Annotated in this window: 19 protein-coding genes; all 19 read left to right on the forward strand. The window is 60.5% G+C overall.

Going from position 1 to position 20,677, the window contains the following annotated elements:
• The first annotated feature begins 10 nt into the window (after positions 1–10).
• The 19 genes from AB4N98_RS20565 to AB4N98_RS20655 all read left to right on the forward strand — a co-directional run bounded on the left by AB4N98_RS20565 (position 11) and on the right by AB4N98_RS20655 (position 20,611).
• Positions 11–1,603: a flagellar hook-associated protein 3 gene (locus AB4N98_RS20565; RefSeq protein WP_017527606.1), complete on the forward strand. Its 1,593-nt coding sequence runs from the start codon at positions 11–13 to the stop codon at positions 1,601–1,603.
• A 279-nt stretch (positions 1,604–1,882) separates the two neighbouring features.
• Positions 1,883–2,812, forward strand: a complete 930-nt coding sequence (locus tag AB4N98_RS20570) for a ketoacyl-ACP synthase III (RefSeq protein WP_116079412.1) — start codon at positions 1,883–1,885, stop codon at positions 2,810–2,812.
• 275 nt (positions 2,813–3,087) lie between these two features.
• A complete protein-coding gene (locus AB4N98_RS20575; RefSeq protein ID WP_135196173.1) occupies positions 3,088–4,788 on the forward strand; it encodes a flagellin N-terminal helical domain-containing protein in 1,701 nt (566 codons plus the stop codon).
• A gap of 77 nt (positions 4,789–4,865) precedes the next feature.
• The gene (locus AB4N98_RS20580; protein WP_017527609.1) at positions 4,866–5,213 is read left to right on the forward strand and encodes a flagellar protein FlaG; all 348 of its coding nucleotides are present in this window, start codon (positions 4,866–4,868) and stop codon (positions 5,211–5,213) included.
• Positions 5,214–5,296: 83 nt separating this feature from the next.
• Entirely contained in the window at positions 5,297–6,664 is a 1,368-nt protein-coding gene (fliD, locus tag AB4N98_RS20585; protein ID WP_017527610.1) for a flagellar filament capping protein FliD, read from the forward strand.
• Between the two features lie 128 nt (positions 6,665–6,792).
• A complete protein-coding gene (gene fliS / locus AB4N98_RS20590; RefSeq protein WP_017527611.1) occupies positions 6,793–7,182 on the forward strand; it encodes a flagellar export chaperone FliS in 390 nt (129 codons plus the stop codon).
• Between the two features lie 25 nt (positions 7,183–7,207).
• On the forward strand, positions 7,208–7,504 hold the full coding sequence (gene fliT / locus AB4N98_RS20595) for a flagellar protein FliT (protein WP_017527612.1): 297 nt from the start codon (positions 7,208–7,210) through the stop codon (positions 7,502–7,504).
• A gap of 168 nt (positions 7,505–7,672) precedes the next feature.
• Positions 7,673–9,148, forward strand: coding sequence for a sigma-54 dependent transcriptional regulator (locus tag AB4N98_RS20600; RefSeq protein ID WP_017527613.1), 1,476 nt, complete (start codon positions 7,673–7,675; stop codon positions 9,146–9,148).
• Between the two features lie 110 nt (positions 9,149–9,258).
• Positions 9,259–10,470: a sensor histidine kinase gene (locus AB4N98_RS20605; protein ID WP_068938087.1), complete on the forward strand. Its 1,212-nt coding sequence runs from the start codon at positions 9,259–9,261 to the stop codon at positions 10,468–10,470.
• A gap of 6 nt (positions 10,471–10,476) precedes the next feature.
• The gene (locus AB4N98_RS20610; protein ID WP_065878072.1) at positions 10,477–11,853 is read left to right on the forward strand and encodes a sigma-54-dependent transcriptional regulator; all 1,377 of its coding nucleotides are present in this window, start codon (positions 10,477–10,479) and stop codon (positions 11,851–11,853) included.
• Positions 11,854–12,383: 530 nt separating this feature from the next.
• On the forward strand, positions 12,384–12,713 hold the full coding sequence (fliE, locus tag AB4N98_RS20615) for a flagellar hook-basal body complex protein FliE (RefSeq protein ID WP_015885194.1): 330 nt from the start codon (positions 12,384–12,386) through the stop codon (positions 12,711–12,713).
• Between the two features lie 16 nt (positions 12,714–12,729).
• On the forward strand, positions 12,730–14,511 hold the full coding sequence (gene fliF / locus AB4N98_RS20620) for a flagellar basal-body MS-ring/collar protein FliF (protein WP_017527616.1): 1,782 nt from the start codon (positions 12,730–12,732) through the stop codon (positions 14,509–14,511).
• Positions 14,504–15,520, forward strand: coding sequence for a flagellar motor switch protein FliG (gene fliG, locus AB4N98_RS20625; protein ID WP_017527617.1), 1,017 nt, complete (start codon positions 14,504–14,506; stop codon positions 15,518–15,520). The genes fliF and fliG overlap by 8 nt, the downstream gene beginning before the upstream one ends.
• Before the next feature lie 10 nt (positions 15,521–15,530).
• Positions 15,531–16,295, forward strand: a complete 765-nt coding sequence (gene fliH, locus AB4N98_RS20630; RefSeq protein ID WP_065878070.1) for a flagellar assembly protein FliH — start codon at positions 15,531–15,533, stop codon at positions 16,293–16,295.
• Complete coding sequence (gene fliI / locus AB4N98_RS20635; RefSeq protein WP_017527619.1) at positions 16,285–17,643, forward strand: flagellar protein export ATPase FliI; 1,359 nt, start codon at positions 16,285–16,287, stop codon at positions 17,641–17,643. The genes fliH and fliI overlap by 11 nt, the downstream gene beginning before the upstream one ends.
• A 3-nt stretch (positions 17,644–17,646) precedes the next feature.
• On the forward strand, positions 17,647–18,096 hold the full coding sequence (fliJ, locus tag AB4N98_RS20640) for a flagellar export protein FliJ (RefSeq protein ID WP_017527620.1): 450 nt from the start codon (positions 17,647–17,649) through the stop codon (positions 18,094–18,096).
• 116 nt (positions 18,097–18,212) lie between these two features.
• Positions 18,213–18,518, forward strand: a complete 306-nt coding sequence (locus AB4N98_RS20645) for an STAS domain-containing protein (protein ID WP_017527621.1) — start codon at positions 18,213–18,215, stop codon at positions 18,516–18,518.
• Positions 18,515–20,233 (forward strand): ATP-binding SpoIIE family protein phosphatase, encoded by a 1,719-nt coding sequence (locus tag AB4N98_RS20650; RefSeq protein ID WP_017527622.1) that lies wholly within the window; start codon positions 18,515–18,517, stop codon positions 20,231–20,233. The genes AB4N98_RS20645 and AB4N98_RS20650 overlap by 4 nt, the downstream gene beginning before the upstream one ends.
• Before the next feature lie 30 nt (positions 20,234–20,263).
• On the forward strand, positions 20,264–20,611 hold the full coding sequence (locus tag AB4N98_RS20655) for an Hpt domain-containing protein (RefSeq protein ID WP_065878068.1): 348 nt from the start codon (positions 20,264–20,266) through the stop codon (positions 20,609–20,611).
• Positions 20,612–20,677 lie beyond the last annotated feature (66 nt).

A 20,677-nucleotide genomic window follows, 5' to 3' on the forward strand; every position in this document is an offset into this window, starting at 1 on the left:
GCCTGGGAAGATGCGTATTTCTACACAGCAATATTTCGAAACCAGCTCCGCCAACTACCAGCAGAATTATTCCAGCGTGGTGAAGGCCCAGGATCAGGCCAGCAGCGGCGTGCGCGTGCAAACGGCGGCGGATGATCCGGTGGCGGCGGCGCGGTTGCTGATGCTGCAACAGCAGAAAGATATGCTGGCGCAGTTCAATGGCAATATCGACACGCTGAAAAATTCATTGAGTACCGAAGACAGCGTGCTGGAAAACATCAATATCGCTGTGCAGAAGGCCAGTGAGTTGGCCCTGAAGGCGGGTAACGTGGGTATCAGTGACGCCGACCGCAAGTCGATTGCAGCTGAGGTCGGTTCCCTTGAAGACCAGATCATGGGCCTGCTCAACACCAAGGACGCCAGCGGCAATTACCTGTTTTCCGGAAGCAAGACCGATACCCCGCCGTATTCGCGCAACAACGACGGCACCTACACGTATAAGGGCGACGACACTCCGCTGACCCTGAAAGTGGCAGAGAACTTGTCGATTTCGATGGGTGATACCGCCAAGAGCATGCTTGAGACGGCCGCCAACACCGGGCGTACGCAAGCCACGCGCGTGCTGCCGAACCCGCTTGTGGATGTGGATGACGGTAAAGTCACCGTGTCGGCGGGCCTGATCGCTTCAGGCACCACCAGCGTTAAATTTGCCGACGGCCAACCGTATAAGCTGACGTTTGTCAGCAGTACGCAGTACACCGTCCAGGACGCCGCCGGCCAGGACATCACCGCCGAGATCCCGGGCAATGGCACCTTCGATTCCACCAAGGAGGGGGCTTCCACCATCAACCTGCGTGGGGTCAAGTTCGATATCGGCTTGAACCTGGGCAAAGGCGTATTGCCGGGCGCGCCGTCGGACGCCGTGGTCGCGGGACGTGAGTTCAGCCTCTCGATCAAGCCAGACTCGTTCAGCGTATCCCGTACGCCGAGCAACCCGAGCACGGCGCAGTTGACGGGCGGCGCAGTGACCGATCCGGCGGCCTATTCGAGTACCTTTCCCAACTCCGGCATGGTGGTCAAGTTTGGCGCGGCGGGGGCTTACAGTGTCTATGCCCAGCCATACACTGCCGACAGCAAAGCCATTGCCAGCGATACACTCGCCGCCGGTGCCACCTCAATCACAGTGGCGGGCGTCACGCTGGGCGTGAGTGCCGACCCGCAAGACGGTGACCAGTTCCTGGTCGGTGCCACCAGCAACAAGAATGAAAATGTGCTCGATACCCTGGGGCGTCTGCGTAAAACCCTGGAGACACCGTCGGATGGCAACCCGGCAGCGCAAAAGGAACTCAAGGATGTGGTGGCCAGGTCCATCGGTAACCTGACCAATGCCTACAGTCAGGTCGACCAGATCCGCGGGGGCATCGGTGCGCGCCTCAATACCCTGGATATTCAGGTGCAGGAAAACACCAGCCTCAGCCTGGCCAACACCACCACCATGAATTCGTTGGGCAATGTCGACTTCGCCGAAGCCGCCATCAACCTCAGCCTGCAACAAACCATGCTGCAGGCGTCGCAGCTGGCGTTCGTGAAAATCTCGCAGTTGAGCCTGTTCAACAAGATGTGATCGGCGCTCTGTCATGCAATGGCCCAGCCTGGAAACAGGCTGGGCCATTGTCGTTTTCGCGGCTTAATTGTTTGAAGGTTTTGCATAAACCACACACAATTAGGTGACCTGTGAGTCATAAAGCGCATCTTCACTGTATCGTGTGAAAAGGATAAGTCGTCACAGGGTCCTTGCGGGGCGGCTTTCAGTGAGATTGTTACGGGGTTATCCCCTTTATTGTCAGCACTCCAGGCGTAGCCCGAGGGGTGTTCTCCAGCTATTTAGTATTGGGAAGCCACAATGATTGGCATAAAAAGCATCGCCAGTTACGTGCCGGTAGACGGGATCGATAACTACGCCCAGGGTGCCAAATTCGCCAAGGATGAAGAATTCATCATCGGCAAGATCGGTTCCGCGTTCCTGCCGCGCAAGGCAGCTGCGCAGGAAACCTCCGATCTGTGTGTCGAGGCGGTCAACGCTTTGTTTGCCAACAACCCGGATTTGAAGCGCGAATCGATTGACGCGCTGATCGTCGTCACCCAGAACGGTGATGAAGAGGGCTTGCCCCACACAGCGGCCATCGTCCAGGACAAACTGGGCCTGCCGACCCACGTTGCCGCGTTTGATATTTCCCTGGGCTGCTCCGGTTATGTCTACGGCATCTACGCGATGAAGGGCTTCATGGAAGCCGCCGGCCTGAAAAACGGCCTGCTGGTCACCGCCGACCCGTACTCCAAGATCGTCGACCCGGAAGACCGCAACACCACCATGCTGTTTGGCGATGCCGCCACCGCCACCTGGATGGGAGAAGACGCCTCCTGGCAGCTCGGCAAGGCCAAGTTTGGCACCGACGGTTCCGGCGCGCCGCACTTGAAGGTCAGCGACGGCGTGTTCTTCATGAACGGCCGCCAGGTGTTCAACTTCGCCTTGCTCAAGGTGCCGGCGCATTTGCACGAGCTGCTCAATGAGTCGGACCTCAAGGCCGATGAGATCGATGCGTTCTGTATTCACCAGGGCAGCGCGGCGATTGTCGACGCCGTGGCGCGCCGTTTCGAAGATGCACCGGTGGACAAGTTCATCAAGGACATGGTCGAGACCGGTAACACCGTGTCGTCGAGCATTCCGTTGCTGCTGGAAAAGCACGTGATGGATGCCACCTGGAAACGCGTGGCAGTCAGTGGTTTTGGCGTGGGGTTGTCGTGGGGGTCGGCGATTCTTTATCGTCCGTGAGGCTGTCGTAGACCGCGTTCACCGCAAAAGCAAACGCCGATGATCAAAAGATCATCGGCGTTTTTTATTTGGCGCCAAAAAAACCCGTAAAAGTGGGTGTTTGCGGGGGTCTAAACCCTTGAATTACAAGGGGTGGCACCGCGCCAGTAAAAAAAATCAAAAAAACCCTCAAGCAACCGGCTACCACGACGATAACTATTACGTAGGTTCTCTAGGCCACACCCGGCGGTTGCCAGGGCCGGAAGCCGCAGCATCCAATCAACGAGGATTTCGTCATGGCATTATCAGTAAACACCAACATCACTTCCCTGGGTGTCCAGAAGAACCTGAACAAAGCTTCCGACGCTCTGAGCCAGTCGATGAACCGTCTGTCCTCCGGCCTGAAAATCAACAGCGCCAAAGACGACGCTGCCGGCATGCAGATCGCCAACCGTCTGAACAACCAGGTCAAAGGCCTGAACGTTGCAATCTCCAACGCCAACAACGGCGTGTCGATTGCCCAGACCGCTGAAGGCGCGATGCAAGAATCCACCAACACCCTGCAGCGTCTGCGTGAACTCGCCCTGCAAGCGGCGAACGGTGATAAAAGCGACGCTGACCGTGTTTCCCTGCAGCAAGAATTCACCGCTAAAGTGGGCGAGCTGAACCGTATCGCCAGCACCACCACCTTCGGTGGTCGTAACCTGCTGGACGGCTCGTTCAACAACGTAGCATTCCAGATCGGCGCCAACGCCAACGAGACTATCTCGTTCGGTATGACCGATATCAGCTCTACCGCTCTGAAAGGCAACTACAAAGAAGCTGCCGTAAACGGCGCTGCAATGACTGGCCTAGCTGCTACCGCTACTGGTTCGGTTGTTGGCGATAAGGCAACTGTTACAGGTTCCGCCGCTGCGACTGCACTTGCTGCTGGTGATGCAATTACCATTAACGGTACTTCAATCACTCTGGCCACTGGTGCAGTTGCTGCTGGTGCAGCTGCTGGTACCGCTGCTGTCGCCGCTATCAACGCACAAACAGCAACCACTGGCGTTACCGCAAGCACAACCGCTGCAGGCATTGTCTCTCTGTCTTCCAGCAGTGCAATCACCATTGGTGCCACCCCAGCTACCGGTCCTACCGCTCTGGGCATGACAGCTGGTACTACCGCTGCCGCTACCCCGACCACTCTGGCTGCTGCCGGTTCGGTTTCTGTAAATGGCAACAACGTGACTTGGGCTGCGAACGCTACCATCGCCAGCGTCGTAACAAGCCTGACAACCGCTGCCGGTACTGGTGGTACTGCATCGTTCACCAACGGTCGTTTCCAGGTGACCTCTGGTCAGGGCGCTGACATCAAGCTGGCCAACAACACCAGCGGTTCTCTGTCGCAGTTGGGTCTGTCCGCCGGTACTACTCAGGCCAAGTTGACCGCAGATACCTCGATCAGCCTCAACGGTGTTGAAGTCAAGTTCAAGAAAGGCGATACCGCTGACGCGATCGTTTCTTCGATCAACAGCGCCAGCACCGGTGTTCAAGCCAGCAAAAACGCTGACGGCACTCTGAACTTGTTCGCTGACAAAGACATTACCGTTAAAGACGGCAGCGCAGGTACTGGCCTGGCTGCACTGGGTCTGACCACTGTCGCTGCTGCCGGCACCAAGGCTGCTGTGACCATGGAAACCACCGTTTCCGACCTGAACATCCTGACTGCCGCTTCTTCGCAGCAGGCTATCCAGGCTCTGGACGACGCCATGCAGCAGATCGACAGCCAGCGTTCGCAGCTGGGTGCCGTACAAAACCGCTTCGCCAGCACCGTGGCCAACCTGCAGAGCATTTCGCAGAACTCCTCCGCTGCCAAAGGCCGCGTAGAAGACGCTGACTTTGCTTCTGAAGCTGCTGAACTGACCAAGCAACAAACCCTGCAACAGGCTTCCACTGCGATCCTGTCCCAGGCCAACCAACTGCCATCCTCTGTTCTGAAGCTGCTTCAGTAATAGGCGGTAGCGGTTAAATAACGGGAGGGTGCGTTTAACAACGTGCCCTTCCGTTTTTTCAGTTTGGAGGTGGTGACATGGACATGAGCATCAAGCTGAACACGCCTTACCTCTCTGGCACAGTCCAGCCCAGCGCCACACCCGTGGTCGCTCAGGCCAAGCCTGCAGCCAGCATTGAGCCAGTCCAAGGCGAAGAGCCACAGCGCGTTGCGCTGGAAAAAGCGGTAACCGATATACGTGAGTTTGTGCAGGCTTCACAGCGCAACCTGGATTTTTCCATCGATGACTCCACCGGCAAAGTGGTCGTCAAGGTGATCGCCACTGACAGTGGTGAAGTAATTCGACAGATTCCATCGGAAACTGCGCTGAAGTTGGCGCAGAACCTGAGCGATGCCAGCAGCCTGTTGTTTGACAGCAAGGCTTGAGTTGGCACGAAACATGTTTCTGATTGCGGTCAGGGCGCGCTCGCGCCAAAAAAACGGCCGCTGCAGAACAAGGAGAATGGCAAATGGCTAGTTCAACGATTTCCGGCCCAGGTTCGGGCTATGACACCCAGGCTATCGTCAAGGCATTGGTGGGGGCTGAACAGGCACCCAAGCAAGCTCAGATCACCAGCGAGCAGAAAAAGGCCACCGTGCAGCTGTCTGCGGTTGGTTCGGTCAAGACGGCGCTGGAAGCCTACCAGGCGGCGATCACCAAGTTGAACAATGCCTCGGCCTTCAACGGTCTGGCGGCGACTTCTTCGGAAGAGAAAAACGCTAAGGTCACCCTGACTGACGGTGCGTCCAGCGGCAAATACCGATTGGAAATTGCCAGCCTAGCCACGGCCTCGAAAGTCACTACAGCCGTCAATGCGGACGGCGCATCGGGCAAGGCCAACAGCACGGACGAAGACCAGACGCTGACCATCAACCAGTCGGGCAAGAGCTACGACGTGGTGATTCCGGGCGGCGCGACCTTGCAGCAGGTGCGCGAGTCCATCAATGCCCAGTTCTCGTCCCAGGGCATCAGCGCCAACGTGCTGAGTGACTCCAACGGCGCGCGCCTCGTGTTGACCTCGACCAATATGGGTGAAGGCACCGACATCACCCTGACAGGCGACTCGCAACTGGCTGTCGGTTATGACAAGGGTGCGGCGCCGACTAACGCCAAATACTCCATTGATGGCGTTGCCATGTCATCCACCAGCAACAAGATCACGAATGCCATCAGTGGCGTGACCCTGGATCTGTTGGACACATTCGACATCGCCAAGCCGACGACTATCACCGTGTCCAGTAACACCGACACGCTGAAAACCTCGGTACAGTCCTTCGTTACCGCGTACAACGCGCTGATGACGGCCGTCAACACCCAGACCAAAGTCACCGCGACCGGCGACGCCTCGACCACCACCGCAGGCGCGTTGACCGGCGATGCCTCGATGCGTCAATTGGTGAACAGCCTGCGTTCCGAACTGGTGAGCGGCTCCGGCGCGGGCACCATGACCAGCCTGGCGCAGATGGGGATCACCACTGACCAGAAAACCGGCCTGCTGAGCCTGGACGATACGGCGTGGAACAAGGCGGTGGTCAAGGGCGCTGGCGATATTGCCAAGCTGTTCACAGGCGACACTGGCTTGATCACGCGCATGAACAAGGCGACCAGCAGCTACGTGGGCACCACGGGCACCCTGGCGACCCGTGCCACTGATCTGAATAACAAGTTGACCGACTTGACCAAAGAGACGGACGACCTGACACGGCGTATGGATGCTTTGCAAAAATCCCTGACGGCCAAGTACACCGCCATGGACACCATGATCGCGCAGATCAACTCCAGCAGCTCCAGCATCATGACCACCCTCAACTCACTGAATAATCCGAAGTCGAGCTGATGGGCGGTGCGCCGGCAGGCCCTGCTTCAGGGCCCTGGCGCGTGGTTCTGGATTAAAGTTTTAGCCGCCACGGTCGAAAAACTGGTTAAGCAAACCTATTCGATTGTCGCCAGTAACGAGGTAGCAACATGAACCCGATGAGAGCCCTTCGCCAGTACCAGAAGGTCAATTCCCATGCTCAGGTCTCCGAGGCCAGCCCGCATCGCCTGGTGCAGATGCTGATGGAAGGCGGTCTGGATCGTATGGCGCAGGCCAAGGGGGCGTTGAGTCGCGGTGATATTGCACAAAAAGGGCTGATGCTGGGCAAGGCAATTGAAATTATTTCCGGCCTGCGCGATGGGCTGGAGCCGGAGAAAGCTGAAGATCCGGCAGCCATACAGCGTCTGGATGCGCTGTATAACTACATGGGCAATCGTTTGGTAGAGGCTAATCAGGTCAATGATGCCGACATGATCGACGAAGTCGCCCGTCTGCTGATCACAGTCAAGACCGGCTGGGATGCCATCGCTCCACAATAAGGCGGATCGCCTTGAGGTACGCATCATGAGCCAAGCACTGCAACGCATCGACGAAACCCGCGAAGCCCTGATCGGCGCGCTGGCTGAGCGCAACTGGGAGGCCGTTGGCGAGTTGGACCTGGGATGCCGCGCAGCGATTGATGAGGTGCTCAGTGAGCCACCGGTGGACGAAGCTGCATTGCGCGAGAAGCTAGAGAGCCTGTTGGCGGTTTACCAGCAGTTGCTCGAGGTGACGACGGGCGAGCGCCAGGCGATTTTTGAAGAGATGTCGCAGATCAACCAAGCGAAGAATGCGTCAAAGGTCTACCATCTTTTCGGCTGAGCAGACGCAGTTAATCCAACCGGCGCGTCATAAATTTGACCGTGCCAGCTTTTTTGACTTAACTAGTGCTGTTTTCAGAGTTCAGACGTCTATAGAGTACGAAGTCCTACAGCCGTCTCGATTGCCCTTACACCGGGCAGGAAGTTTTACTAGGGAAGTTGCTATTGCATGTGGCGTGAAACCAAAATTCTGCTGATTGATGACGATAGCGTCCGTCGCCGCGACTTGGCGGTGATTTTAAATTTTCTTGGCGAAGAAAATTTGCCCTGCGGTAGCCATGATTGGCAGCAGGCTGCGAGCTCATTGTCATCGAGCCGTGAAGTCATTTGTGTACTGATCGGGACGGTAAATGCTCCTGGCGCTGTTTTGGGCTTGTTAAAGACACTGTCTACCTGGGATGAGTTCCTTCCGGTGTTGCTGATCGGCGATATTTCTTCTGTCGAGCTGCCGGAAGACCAGCGCCGCCGTGTGCTTTCCACCCTGGAAATGCCACCCAGCTACAGCAAATTGCTCGATTCCCTGCACCGTGCCCAGGTCTATCGCGAGATGTACGACCAGGCCCGCGAGCGCGGTCGCCACCGCGAACCCAACCTGTTCCGCAGCCTGGTCGGCACCAGCCGTGCCATCCAGCACGTGCGCCAGATGATGCAGCAAGTGGCCGATACCGACGCCAGCGTGCTGATCCTCGGCGAGTCGGGCACCGGCAAGGAAGTGGTCGCGCGCAACCTGCACTACCATTCCAAGCGTCGCGACGGGCCGTTTGTGCCGGTCAACTGCGGGGCGATCCCGGCAGAGTTGCTTGAAAGTGAGTTGTTCGGCCACGAGAAGGGCGCCTTTACCGGGGCGATCACCAGCCGTGCCGGGCGTTTCGAGCTGGCCAACGGCGGCACCCTGTTCCTTGACGAAATCGGCGACATGCCGCTGCCGATGCAGGTCAAGCTGCTGCGCGTGTTGCAGGAACGTACGTTCGAACGCGTGGGCAGCAACAAGACCCAGAGCGTCGACGTGCGCATCATTGCCGCGACCCACAAGAACCTCGAAAGCATGATCGAGGTCGGCAGCTTCCGCGAAGACCTTTACTACCGCCTCAACGTCTTCCCTATCGAGATGGCCCCGCTGCGTGAGCGCGTGGAAGACATCCCGCTGCTGATGAACGAATTGATCTCGCGCATGGAACACGAAAAACGCGGCTCGATTCGCTTCAATTCCGCCGCGATCATGTCCCTGTGCCGTCATGGCTGGCCGGGCAACGTCCGTGAACTGGCCAACCTGGTGGAGCGCATGGCGATCATGCACCCCTACGGTGTGATCGGCGTGGTCGAGTTGCCGAAGAAATTCCGCTATGTCGACGACGAAGACGAGCAAATGGTCGACAGCCTGCGCAGCGACATGGAAGAGCGAGTGGCCATCAATGGCCATGCGCCGGACTTCGCGTCCACCGCCATGCTGCCGCCGGAAGGCCTGGACCTCAAAGACTACCTCGGCAACCTGGAACAAGGCTTGATCCAACAGGCCCTGGACGACGCCAACGGCATCGTCGCCCGTGCCGCCGAGCGCTTGCGCATCCGCCGAACCACCCTGGTGGAGAAGATGCGCAAGTACGGTATGAGCCGTCGCGAAGGTGATGAACAGGCGGATGATTGACGCCTGTTTTTCAACTGACTGATTTATAGCTGGTTTTTTTTAGGCACGGGTATTGCTACAGCCCTCGCAACGTTCCGTTTAACTGACGGTCAGCCAAGCGAGAGAGCATGATGCCCCACGCCGCCCAACTTCCTTCGGCCCCTGCCATCCAGGGGCTGGTTCCGCCTGTAGAACCGCTGGCCCGGCAGGGTCTTGAGCACGCGTTCTCGCAGTTCAGCCAGATGTCGAGCCAACTGAGCGATTCCTACAGCCTGCTGGAAGCCCGAGTATCCGAGCTCAAGGGCGAACTGGCGGTGGTCAGCGCCCAGCGCATGGAAGAGCTGGCCGAGAAAGAGCGCCTGGCCAACCGTTTGCAAAACCTGCTGGATTTGTTGCCCGGTGGCGTCATCGTCATCGACGACCAGGGCCGCGTGCGCGAAGCCAACCCGGCAGCCTGCGACCTGCTCGGCCTGCCGCTGGAAGGCGAGCTGTGGCGTCATGTCATCACCCGCTGCTTTGCGCCGCGTGAAGACGACGGCCACGAAATTTCCCTCAAGGACGGGCGCCGCCTGTCTATCGCCACGCGTTCTCTGGATGCCGAGCCCGGTCAGTTGGTGCTGCTCAATGACCTGACTGAAACCCGTCACCTGCAAGACCAACTGGCGCGCCACGAGCGTTTGTCGTCGTTGGGACGCATGGTTGCTTCGTTGGCCCATCAGATCCGCACGCCATTGTCGGCGGCGTTGATCTATGCCAGCCATTTGACCGACGAGCAGTTGCCCGCCGCCACCCACCAACGTTTTGCCGGGCGCCTCAAAGAGCGCCTGCACGAGTTGGAGCATCAGGTGCGCGATATGCTGGTGTTCGCCCGTGGCGAATTGCCGCTGACCGACCGCGTCACCCCCGGCCAGTTGATGCAGGCCCTGCAAGCGGCGGCCTCCACGCATATCCAGGATGCCCACGTGCGCTGGCAATGCGACAGCCACCTTGGTGAGTTGCTGTGCAACCGCGACACCCTGGTGGGCTCGCTGCTCAACCTGATCGAAAACGCCATCCAGGCCAGCGGCCCCGGCGTGCGGCTCAAGGTGCACCTGTACCACCGCGAGCAAACCCTGCGCCTGTGCATCAGCGACAACGGCAGCGGCATTGAGCCGACCGTGTTGCGACGCCTCGGCGAACCCTTTTTTACCACCAAGACCAACGGCACCGGGCTGGGCCTGACCGTGGTCAAGGCCGTGGCGCGTGCCCATCAGGGAGAATTGCAACTGCGTTCCCGTGTCGGGCGTGGCACTTGTGCATTGATGACCTTGCCGCTGTTTTCATGCGCGGCAAGCGCGGAGTAAAAGGAAATGGCTATCAAGGTTCTATTGGTCGAAGACGATCGCGCCCTGCGTGAAGCATTGGCTGACACGCTGCTGCTGGCGGGCCATGACTACCGTGCGGTCGGTTCCGCCGAGGACGCCTTGGAAGCGGTGGAACAAGAGGCCTTCAGCCTGGTGGTCAGCGACGTGAATATGCCCGGCATGGACGGCCATCAGTTGCTGGGCCTGCTGCGCGCGCGCCAGCCGCAACTGCCGGTGTTGCTGATGACCGCCCACGGTGCCGTGGAGCGGGCGGTGGACGCCATGCGCCAAGGCGCGGCGGATTATTTAGTCAAGCCGTTCGAGCCCAAGGCGCTGATCGAACTGGTGGCGCGGCATGCCCTGGGCGTGGTCGCGGCCGGCGAAGGCGAAGGCCCGATTGCGTTCGAGCCGGCCAGCGCGCAATTGCTCGACCTGGCGGCCCGTGTCGCACGCAGTGATTCCACGGTGCTGATTTCCGGCGAGTCGGGTACCGGTAAAGAGGTGCTGGCGCGGTATATCCACCAGCAATCGACCCGCGCCACGCAACCGTTTATCGCCATCAACTGCGCGGCGATCCCCGACAACATGCTCGAAGCCACGTTGTTCGGTCACGAAAAGGGCTCGTTCACCGGTGCCATCGCGTCCCAGGCGGGCAAGTTCGAACAGGCCGACGGCGGCACCCTGCTGCTCGATGAAATCTCGGAAATGCCCCTGGGCCTGCAAGCCAAGCTGCTGCGGGTGTTGCAGGAGCGCGAAGTGGAGCGGGTGGGCGCGCGCAAGCCGATCCAATTGGATATCCGGGTGATCGCTACGACCAACCGCGACCTCGCCGGCGAAGTGGCGGCGGGGCGTTTCCGTGAAGACCTGTTCTACCGGCTTTCGGTATTTCCGCTGGCCTGGCGCCCGCTGCGCGAGCGTCCGGCGGACATCCTCCCGCTGGCCGAGCGCCTGCTGAATAACCACGTCAAAAAAATGAAGCACGCCCAGGCACGGCTGTCGGCCGAGGCCCAGGCGTGCCTGGTCGGTTACCCATGGCCCGGCAACGTGCGTGAACTGGACAACGCCATCCAGCGTGCGTTGATCCTGCAGCAGGGCGGCCTGATCCAGCCCCAGGATTTTTGCCTGGCCATGGGCAGCGGCGCCGCGCCGCTGCCCACGTTGGCCGCCGCGCCGGTGGTTGCCGAGGCGGAGTCTGTCGGTGCCCTGGGCGACGACCTGCGCCGTCGCGAGTTCCAGATGATCATCGACACCCTGCGCGCCGAGCGCGGCCGCCGCAAAGAGGCGGCTGAACGCCTGGGTATCAGCCCGCGCACCCTGCGCTACAAGCTGGCGCAAATGCGTGATGCCGGGATGGATGTGGAGGCGTATCTGTTTGCCACCTGACTTCGCCCTATAGCCATTGGTCTCTACACAACGTTGGCGTGGGTTTGAACCTGTGGCGGTTCGGGCGCAGACGACTATCTAACTGATGCCCCGCGACTAAAAATGTGGGAGGGGGCTTGCCCCCGATGGCGGCGTGTCAGGCGACTATTTTTTGGATCTGACCGAGTACATATCCGTTTCTGCGGTAACGGCGGCTATTGGTTCCGCTTTTACAGCGGGTCACTTTTGGAAAAGAGCCCCAAAAGTAACCAAAAGGGCTCTTGCCCCAACACTCGGCCCCTCGCTTAGGCTCGGTGTGCCCGAACCTGCGTTCGCCCAGCGTGTTTGACGGGGCGCCTTAGATCAAGATCAAAAGCCAGAGCAACAGCCTGCAGTCGTGTAGATACCCATGCCTATAGCCGGTAACAATTTGGACAAGCTTTGTCGCCTTTTCTTACGAGCTGATAGGAATCTGGCACCCTTGTTGCTACCTCCCCAGGTAAGTACGGCGTAGCGTCAAAAAAATACGGGTTGTCGGAGAGAGAAAGGTCATGAGCCAGGGTATTGAGTTCAATCGGTTGATGTTGGATATGCGCTCCATGCAGATGGATGCCATGGCTCAACCGAAATCCGTCGCGCCAGCGCCGGAATTGGGCCAAAGCAGCTTTGCCGACATGCTCGGCCAGGCGATCAACAAAGTCAGTGATACCCAGCAAGCCTCCAGCCAGTTGGCCAATGCGTTCGAGATCGGCAAAAGTGGCGTGGACCTTACCGATGTGATGGTTGCCTCGCAAAAGGCCAGCGTCTCCTTCCAGGCCCTGACCCAAGTGCGCAACAAGCTGGTTCAGGCCTATCAAGACATCATGCAGATGCCGGTTTAAGGGCGAGATTTAAATCATGGCAGAAGCAGTCTCCGACAACGTCCCCGCCAAGGCAGACGGCAAACCGCCGCTGTTTGGCCTGTCGTTCCTGGAAAACCTCTCGGAAATGACCATGTTGCGTCAGGTGGGCCTGTTGGTCGGCCTGGCTGCCAGCGTGGCGATTGGTTTTGCCGTGGTGTTGTGGTCGCAGCAACCCGATTACCGGCCGCTGTACGGCAGCCTGGCGGGCATGGATTCCAAGCAGATCATGGAAACCCTGGCCGCCGCCGACATCGCTTATACCGTGGAGCCCAACTCCGGCGCGCTGCTGGTCAAGGCCGATGACGTGGCCCGCGCGCGCATGAAGCTCGCCGCCGCCGGCGTGACCCCGTCCGACAGCAACATCGGTTTTGAGATCCTCGACAAGGACCAGGGCCTGGGTACCAGCCAGTTCATGGAAGCCACCCGCTACCGTCGTGGCCTGGAAGGCGAGTTGGCGCGCACCATTTCCAGCTTGAACAACGTCAAGGGTGCCCGCGTGCACCTGGCCATTCCAAAAAGCTCGGTGTTTGTGCGCGATGAACGCAAGCCAAGTGCTTCGGTATTGGTCGAGCTGTTTTCCGGCCGCTCCCTGGAGCCTGGCCAGGTCATGGCGATCATCAATCTGGTGGCCACCAGCGTTCCCGAGCTGAGCAAGTCGCAGATCACCGTGGTCGACCAGAAGGGCAACCTGCTGTCCGACCAGGCCGAGAACTCGGCATTGACCATGGCCGGCAAGCAGTTCGACTACAGCCGCCGTATGGAAAGCATGCTCACCCAGCGTGTGCATAACATCTTGCAGCCGGTGCTGGGCAACGACCGCTACAAGGCTGAAGTGTCCGCCGACGTGGACTTCAGCGCGGTCGAGTCGACCTCCGAGCAGTTCAACCCAGACCAGCCGGCCCTGCGCAGTGAGCAGTCCACCAGCGAACAACGTACCGCCAGCAATGGCCCGCAAGGTGTGCCGGGGGCCCTGAGCAACCAGCCACCATCGCCGGCCTCGGCACCGCAAACCACCGGCGGCGCCACAGCCGCTGCGGGCGCGATCCAGCCTGGGCAGCCACTGTTGGACGCCAACGGTCAGCAGATCATGGACCCGGCCACCGGCCAACCGATGCTCGCCCCGTACCCGGCGGACAAGCGGAACCAGTCCACCAAGAACTTCGAACTCGACCGCTCCATCAGCCACACCAAGCAACAACAAGGGCGCGTCAATCGCCTGTCGGTGTCGGTGGTGGTCGATGACCAGGTCAAGGTCAACCCCGCTGACGGCGTGGTCACCCGCGCTCCGTGGAGCGCCGACGAATTGGCGCGCTTCACACGCCTGGTGCAGGACGCCGTTGGTTTCGATGCCAGCCGGGGTGACAGCGTCAGCGTGATCAACATGCCGTTCTCCGCCGAGCGTGGCGAAACCATCGCCGAGCCTGCGTTCTACTCGCAGCCGTGGTTCTGGGACATCGTCAAGCAAGTGCTGGGTGTGTTGTTCATCCTGGTGCTGGTGTTCGGCGTGCTGCGTCCGGTGCTCAATAACATCACCGGCAACGGCAAGAAACAACAACTGGCGGCCTTTGGTGGCGGCGACGTGGAGCTGGGTGGCATGGGCGGCCTGGACGGCGAACTGGCCAACGACCGCGTCAGCCTCGGCGGCCCGCAAAGCATTCTGTTGCCAAGCCCGAGCGAAGGTTACGACGCTCAGTTGAACGCAATCAAAAGTCTGGTGGCAGAAGACCCGGGCCGTGTGGCCCAGGTCGTGAAAGAGTGGATTAACGCAGATGAGTGATCGAGCCGCAGTTGCCAAACTCTCCCGGGTCGACAAAGCCGCAGTACTGCTGCTGTCGCTGGGTGAAACCGACGCCGCCCAAGTGCTGCGCCACATGGGCCCCAAAGAGGTCCAGCGCGTGGGCGTGGCCATGGCGCAGATGCGCAATGTGCACCGTGAGCAAGTCGAACAGGTGATGAGCGAGTTCGTCGAGATCGTCGGCGACCAGACCAGCCTGGGCGTCGGTTCCGACAGCTACATCCGCAAGATGCTCACCTCGGCCCTGGGCGAAGACAAAGCCAACGGCCTGATCGACCGCATCCTGTTGGGCGGCAACACCAGCGGCCTGGACAGCCTCAAGTGGATGGAGCCGCGCGCCGTCGCCGACGTGATCCGCTACGAGCACCCGCAAATCCAGGCGATCGTGGTGGCGTACCTCGACCCCGACCAGGCCGGTGAAGTGCTCGGCCACTTCGACCATAAGGTGCGCCTGGACATCATCCTGCGCGTGTCATCGCTGAACACCGTACAGCCGGCGGCCTTGAAAGAATTGAACACGATTCTGGAAAAGCAGTTCTCCGGCAACTCGAACGCCTCGCGCACCACCCTGGGTGGTATCAAGCGCGCGGCCGACATCATGAACTTCCTCGACAGCTCGGTCGAAGGCCAGTTGATGGACTCGATCCGCGAGATCGACGACACCCTGTCCGGCCAGATCGAAGACCTGATGTTCGTGTTCAACAACCTCTCCGATGTCGACGACCGTGGCATCCAGGCGTTGCTGCGCGAAGTGTCCTCCGACGTGCTGGTATTGGCCCTCAAGGGGTCCGACGAAGGCGTCAAGGAGAAGATCTTCAAGAACATGTCCAAACGTGCTTCCGAGCTGCTGCGCGACGACCTCGAGGCCAAGGGGCCGGTGCGTGTCAGCGACGTGGAAACCGCGCAGAAAGAAATCCTCACCATTGCCCGCCGTATGGCCGAAGCCGGAGAAATCGTTCTCGGTGGGAAGGGCGGCGAAGAAATGATCTAAGGCGCCACGCATGTCGAACAAAGATGAGGCGCCCAGCGATCTGATTCGCGCACGGGATGTCGGTGGGTTCGACATCTGGTCGTTGCCCAGTTTCGACCCGCATGTGCCGGAGCCCGAGCCGGAACCGGTGGTCGAACTGCCGGTGGAAATGGAAGAAGTGCCGCTGGAAGAAGTCCAGCCACTGACCCTGGAAGAGTTGGAAAGCATCCGTCAGGAGGCCTACAACGAAGGCTTCGCCGCCGGTGAGAAAGACGGCTTTCGCAGCACCACCCTCAAAGTGCGCCAGGAAGCCGAGGCGGCGTTGAGCGTCAAGCTGGGCAGCCTGGAGCGCTTGATGGGCGGGCTGTTCGAGCCCATCGCCGAGCAGGACTCGCAGATCGAAAAAGCCATGGTGCGCCTGGTGGAGCACATCGCCCGCCAAGTGATCCAGCGCGAACTGGTGCTGGACTCCAGCCATATTGAAAGCGTGATGCGCGAGGCCCTCAAGCTGCTGCCCCTGGGCGTCGGCAATGTGCGCTTGTACATCAACCCGCAGGATTTCGAGCAGGTCAAAGCCCTGCGCGAGCGCCATGAAGAAACCTGGCGCATCGTCGAAGATGCGGCCTTGCAGCCCGGTGGATGCCGGGTCGAGACCGAACACAGCCGCATCGATGCCACGGTGGAAACCCGCATCAGTCAGATCATGGCCAAGCTGTTGGACCAACAGCACGAGCAAGCGCTGAACCCGGCCGAACCCGACCTGAGCGTGGACCTGGACGCCGCCGATGCGCCTTGATCGCACCAGCTTCGCCAAGCGCCTGGGCGGCTACGTCGAGGCCACCGAGTTGCCCGGCCAGCCGATCCTCGAAGGGCGTCTGTTGCGCATGGTCGGCCTGACGCTCGAAGCCGAAGGCCTGCGTGCCGCCATGGGCAGCCGCTGCATGGTGATCAACGACGACAGCTACCACCCGGTGCAGGTGGAGGCTGAAGTGATGGGCTTCTCCGGCAACAAGATTTTCCTGATGCCGGTCGGCAGCCTGGCGGGCATCGCCCCCGGTGCGCGTGTAGTGCCACTGGCCGATACCGGCCGCCTGCCCATGGGCATGAGCATGCTCGGCCGTGTGCTCGACGGTGCCGGCCGCGCGCTGGACGGCAAGGGCGGCATGAAGGCCGAAGATTGGGTGCCGATGGACGGGCCGACCATCAACCCCCTCAACCGTAACCCCATCAGCGTGCCGCTGGACGTGGGTATTCGCAGCATCAACGGTTTATTGACGGTCGGCCGTGGCCAGCGTCTGGGCCTGTTCGCCGGTACCGGCGTGGGTAAGTCGGTGTTGCTGGGCATGATGACCCGCTTTACCGAGGCCGACATCATCGTGGTCGGGCTGATCGGCGAGCGGGGTAGGGAAGTCAAGGAGTTCATCGAGCACAGCCTCGGTGAAGAAGGCCTCAAGCGCTCGGTGGTGGTCGCCTCGCCTGCGGACGATGCGCCGCTGATGCGCTTGCGCGCTGCCATGTACTGCACGCGCATTGCCGAATATTTTCGCGACAAGGGCAAGAACGTCCTGTTGCTGATGGACTCGCTCACGCGTTTCGCCCAGGCCCAGCGGGAAATCGCCCTGGCCATCGGCGAGCCGCCCGCCACCAAAGGCTACCCGCCGTCGGTGTTCGCCAAGCTGCCCAAGCTGGTGGAGCGTGCCGGTAACGCCGAGGCCGGTGGCGGTTCGATCACCGCGTTCTATACCGTTTTGTCCGAAGGCGACGACCAGCAGGACCCGATTGCCGACTCGGCGCGGGGCGTGCTCGACGGCCACATCGTGCTGTCGCGGCGCCTGGCGGAGGAAGGGCACTACCCGGCCATTGATATCGAAGCGTCCATCAGCCGGGTGATGCCGGCGGTGGTCACGCCCGAGCATATGACCCGCGCGCAGCAGTTCAAGCAGCTGTGGTCGCGCTATCAACAGAGTCGTGACCTGATCAGCGTCGGTGCCTACGTGGCCGGTGGTGATCGCGACACCGACCTGGCGATCGCCCTGCAGCCGCAGTTGGTGACCTACCTGCGCCAGGGCCTCAATGACAAGATCAGCATGGGTGAAAGCGAAGCGCATTTGCAGTCCATTTTTGCCCCTGCGCCAGGCGGCTAAGCCATGGCCAACAGCCGCGCCGCGCGCCTGGCTCCCGTGGTGGAGATGGCCGAAAAGGCCGAGAAAACCGCGGTTCAGCGCCTGGGTTACTTCCAAGGCCAGGTACGCCTGGCCGAAAGCAAGCTGGGCGACCTGGAGCGCTTTCGCAGCGAGTACCAGCAGCAATGGATCGAACGCGGCACAAAGGGCGTGTCGGGCCAGTGGTTGATGGGCTACCAGGGCTTTCTCAACCAGTTGGAAACGGCGGTCGCCCAGCAGCGCCAGAGCCTGGCCTGGCATCAGAACAATCTCGATAAAGCCCGCGAAAGCTGGCAAGCGGCGTTTGCCAGGGTCGAGGGGCTGCGCAAGCTGGTGCAGCGCTATATCGACGAGGCGCGAGCGCTGGAAGACAAGCGCGAGCAAAAACTGCTCGACGAATTATCACAACGCCTTCCGCGCCAACAACAGTTCTAACTACGCCCGGCAGGAAAAAATGTGGGGGCTTGCTCCCACATTTGATTTGTTGTGTTGCCCACTTCCGGTTCACCTGCTAAACCTTGTGTGTATCTCAATGACAAGGAAGCTGTCGTATGTCAGTCGAGTCAGAAGTATCCCTGGATGGGAAGAAGTTGACGATTGCAATCAAGGGCCGGTTCGATTTCGGCAGTCACCGGGCGTTTCGAGATTCATATGAGCGTTTCTACAAGGTTCCCGAGACTTACATCGTCGACCTGAAAGAAACCACCTACATGGACAGCTCGGCCCTGGGCATGCTCCTGCTGTTGCGCGACCACGCGGGCGGTGACGACGCGGAAGTCAGGGTTATCAACACCCACTCCGACGTGCGCAAGATCCTCGCCATCTCCAACTTCGACAAGCTGTTCGATATCAATTGAGAGTCCTGGCCCCAGTTTCCGAGCCGCTGAGCATTCTGATCGCCGAAGACAGCGCGGCCGACCTGTTGCTGCTGTCGACTATCGTGCGGCGCCAGGGTCACCACGTGCTCACCGCCACCAACGGCGAGGAAGCCGTGGAAGTCTTTGCCCGCGCGCGTCCGCACTTGGTGCTGATGGACGCCATGATGCCGGTGATGGACGGTTTTATCGCCGCGCGATGGATCAAGCAGTTGGCGGGTGAAGCGCTGGTCCCGATTATTTTTCTGACCTCTCTGAGCGAAAGCGCCGACCTCGCCGAATGCCTGGATGCGGGTGGCGATGATTTCCTGCCCAAGCCCTACAACGCATTGATCCTGGCGGCCAAGATCAATGCCATGGACCGCCTGCGCCGCCTGCAAGCCACGGTGCTGGAGCAGCGCGACCTGATCGCCAAGCACAATGATTACCTGCTGCACGAGCAGCGGGTGGCCAAGGCGGTGTTCGACAAGGTCGCGCATTCGGGCTGTATCAACGCCGCGCCGAATATCCGCTATCTGCAATCGCCCTATGCGCTGTTCAACGGTGATTTATTGCTGGCGGCCTACACGCCGTCCGGCGATATGCACGTGCTGCTCGGCGACTTCACCGGGCACGGCCTGCCGGCGGCGGTGGGCGCCATGCCCCTGGCCGAAGTGTTCTATGGCATGACCGCCAAAGGCTATGGCCTGGCGCAAACCCTGCGGGAGATGAACGCCAAGCTCAAACGCATCCTGCCGGTGGACATGTTCTGCTGCGCCACGCTGCTGTGCCTGAGCACCCAGCGGCGCGTGGTCGAGGTGTGGAACGGCGGCATGCCCGACGGCTATGTGCATGAAGTGGCCAGCGGCAAACGCACGCCGCTGCAATCGCGGCATTTGCCCTTGGGGGTGCTGTCGCCGCAAGCGTTCGATGACCGCACCGAAGTCTGGCCGATGGCGCTTGGCGACCGGGTGTTCCTGCTCTCCGACGGCGTACTGGAGACGGCCGATGCCAATGAGCAACTGTTTGGCACGCAGCGTTTGCATCAGGTGTTCGCCGCCAACCGCGAGCCGGACCGCCTGTTCGAAGATATCGAACAGGCGCTGGCCGCGTTTCGTGGTGAGGCGCGCGATGATGTGAGCCTGCTGGAAATCACCCTGGAGCCCGGCCCGGCGGTGCGCGTGACGGGGCCGCTGTATGCCGACAGCGGCCAGTCGTGCCCGCTGGATTGGTCGGTGGATTTCGAGTTCAGGGCCGACACCCTCAAGCGCTACAACCCGTTGCCTTATCTGCTGCAGCTGTTGCTGGAGATCCATGGCCTGCGCGAGCAGAGCGGGGCGCTCTATAGCGTGATGGCCGAGTTGTATTCCAACGCCCTGGAGCATGGCGTGCTTGGCCTGGACTCGCGGCTCAAACGCGATGCCGAGGGTTTCGCCGAGTACTACCGCCAGCGCAATGACCGCCTGGCGCAGTTGAGCGATGGGTACGTGCGGGTGCGCATCCACGTGGTGCCGACCGCGACGGGCGGCAAAATGACCCTGTGCCTGGAGGACAGCGGCGCGGGGTTCGACGTGGAGCAGGTGCTGGCCCGACCGTTGGATACGGACCGCCTGTCCGGCCGGGGCTTGAGCCTGGTGCGCCAATTGAGCAGCGATGTAGGCTGGTCTGACGGTGGGCGCAGCGTCTGCGTAGAGTTTTGCTGGGAGGCTCTGGCATAATCCGCCGATTCTTGATCAAGGAGCGAGCAAGTGGCTGAGGTTCATTTGGACCCGCAGGTGTTGTCGGGTTTGCAGGAAGTCATGGAAAGTGAGTATCCCAAGCTGCTCGACACCTTTCTTGACGACTCCCAGAAACGCGTCGAAGCGCTGCGCAAGGCGCGTGACGATGCCAAGGCGCTGGGGCGGATCGCGCATAGCTTCAAGGGCAGCAGCAGCAACCTGGGGGCGGTGCGGCTGGCCGATCTTTGCCGGCGACTGGAAGACGGGTCGGCCGAACCTGCCCACATAGACTTGGGGAAGCTGGTGAACGAGATTGACCTTGAGTTCGCCCTGGTTCGGCCTTTGTATGAGCGCGAGCGGCAACGGTTTCAGCTGTGATGGCAGGTTAATCGCGAACCTGGCCCGACTCTTGCTCTACCTCCTGATACTGCATCCCCGATCCCC

This window comes from Pseudomonas sp. S3_E10 (genome assembly GCF_054667615.1).

What these genes read in the sequence shown, in the direction of transcription:
- AB4N98_RS20565 (WP_017527606.1), top strand. Translation starts at nt 11, where the DNA reads ATGCGTATTTCTACACAGCAATATTTCGAAACCAGCTCCGCCAACTAC.
- AB4N98_RS20570 (WP_116079412.1), top strand. Translation starts at nt 1,883, where the DNA reads ATGATTGGCATAAAAAGCATCGCCAGTTACGTGCCGGTAGACGGGATC.
- AB4N98_RS20575 (WP_135196173.1), top strand. Translation starts at nt 3,088, where the DNA reads ATGGCATTATCAGTAAACACCAACATCACTTCCCTGGGTGTCCAGAAG.
- AB4N98_RS20580 (WP_017527609.1), top strand. Translation starts at nt 4,866, where the DNA reads ATGGACATGAGCATCAAGCTGAACACGCCTTACCTCTCTGGCACAGTC.
- fliD (WP_017527610.1), top strand. Translation starts at nt 5,297, where the DNA reads ATGGCTAGTTCAACGATTTCCGGCCCAGGTTCGGGCTATGACACCCAG.
- fliS (WP_017527611.1), top strand. Translation starts at nt 6,793, where the DNA reads ATGAACCCGATGAGAGCCCTTCGCCAGTACCAGAAGGTCAATTCCCAT.
- fliT (WP_017527612.1), top strand. Translation starts at nt 7,208, where the DNA reads ATGAGCCAAGCACTGCAACGCATCGACGAAACCCGCGAAGCCCTGATC.
- AB4N98_RS20600 (WP_017527613.1), top strand. Translation starts at nt 7,673, where the DNA reads ATGTGGCGTGAAACCAAAATTCTGCTGATTGATGACGATAGCGTCCGT.
- AB4N98_RS20605 (WP_068938087.1), top strand. Translation starts at nt 9,259, where the DNA reads ATGCCCCACGCCGCCCAACTTCCTTCGGCCCCTGCCATCCAGGGGCTG.
- AB4N98_RS20610 (WP_065878072.1), top strand. Translation starts at nt 10,477, where the DNA reads ATGGCTATCAAGGTTCTATTGGTCGAAGACGATCGCGCCCTGCGTGAA.
- fliE (WP_015885194.1), top strand. Translation starts at nt 12,384, where the DNA reads ATGAGCCAGGGTATTGAGTTCAATCGGTTGATGTTGGATATGCGCTCC.
- fliF (WP_017527616.1), top strand. Translation starts at nt 12,730, where the DNA reads ATGGCAGAAGCAGTCTCCGACAACGTCCCCGCCAAGGCAGACGGCAAA.
- fliG (WP_017527617.1), top strand. Translation starts at nt 14,504, where the DNA reads ATGAGTGATCGAGCCGCAGTTGCCAAACTCTCCCGGGTCGACAAAGCC.
- fliH (WP_065878070.1), top strand. Translation starts at nt 15,531, where the DNA reads ATGTCGAACAAAGATGAGGCGCCCAGCGATCTGATTCGCGCACGGGAT.
- fliI (WP_017527619.1), top strand. Translation starts at nt 16,285, where the DNA reads ATGCGCCTTGATCGCACCAGCTTCGCCAAGCGCCTGGGCGGCTACGTC.
- fliJ (WP_017527620.1), top strand. Translation starts at nt 17,647, where the DNA reads ATGGCCAACAGCCGCGCCGCGCGCCTGGCTCCCGTGGTGGAGATGGCC.
- AB4N98_RS20645 (WP_017527621.1), top strand. Translation starts at nt 18,213, where the DNA reads ATGTCAGTCGAGTCAGAAGTATCCCTGGATGGGAAGAAGTTGACGATT.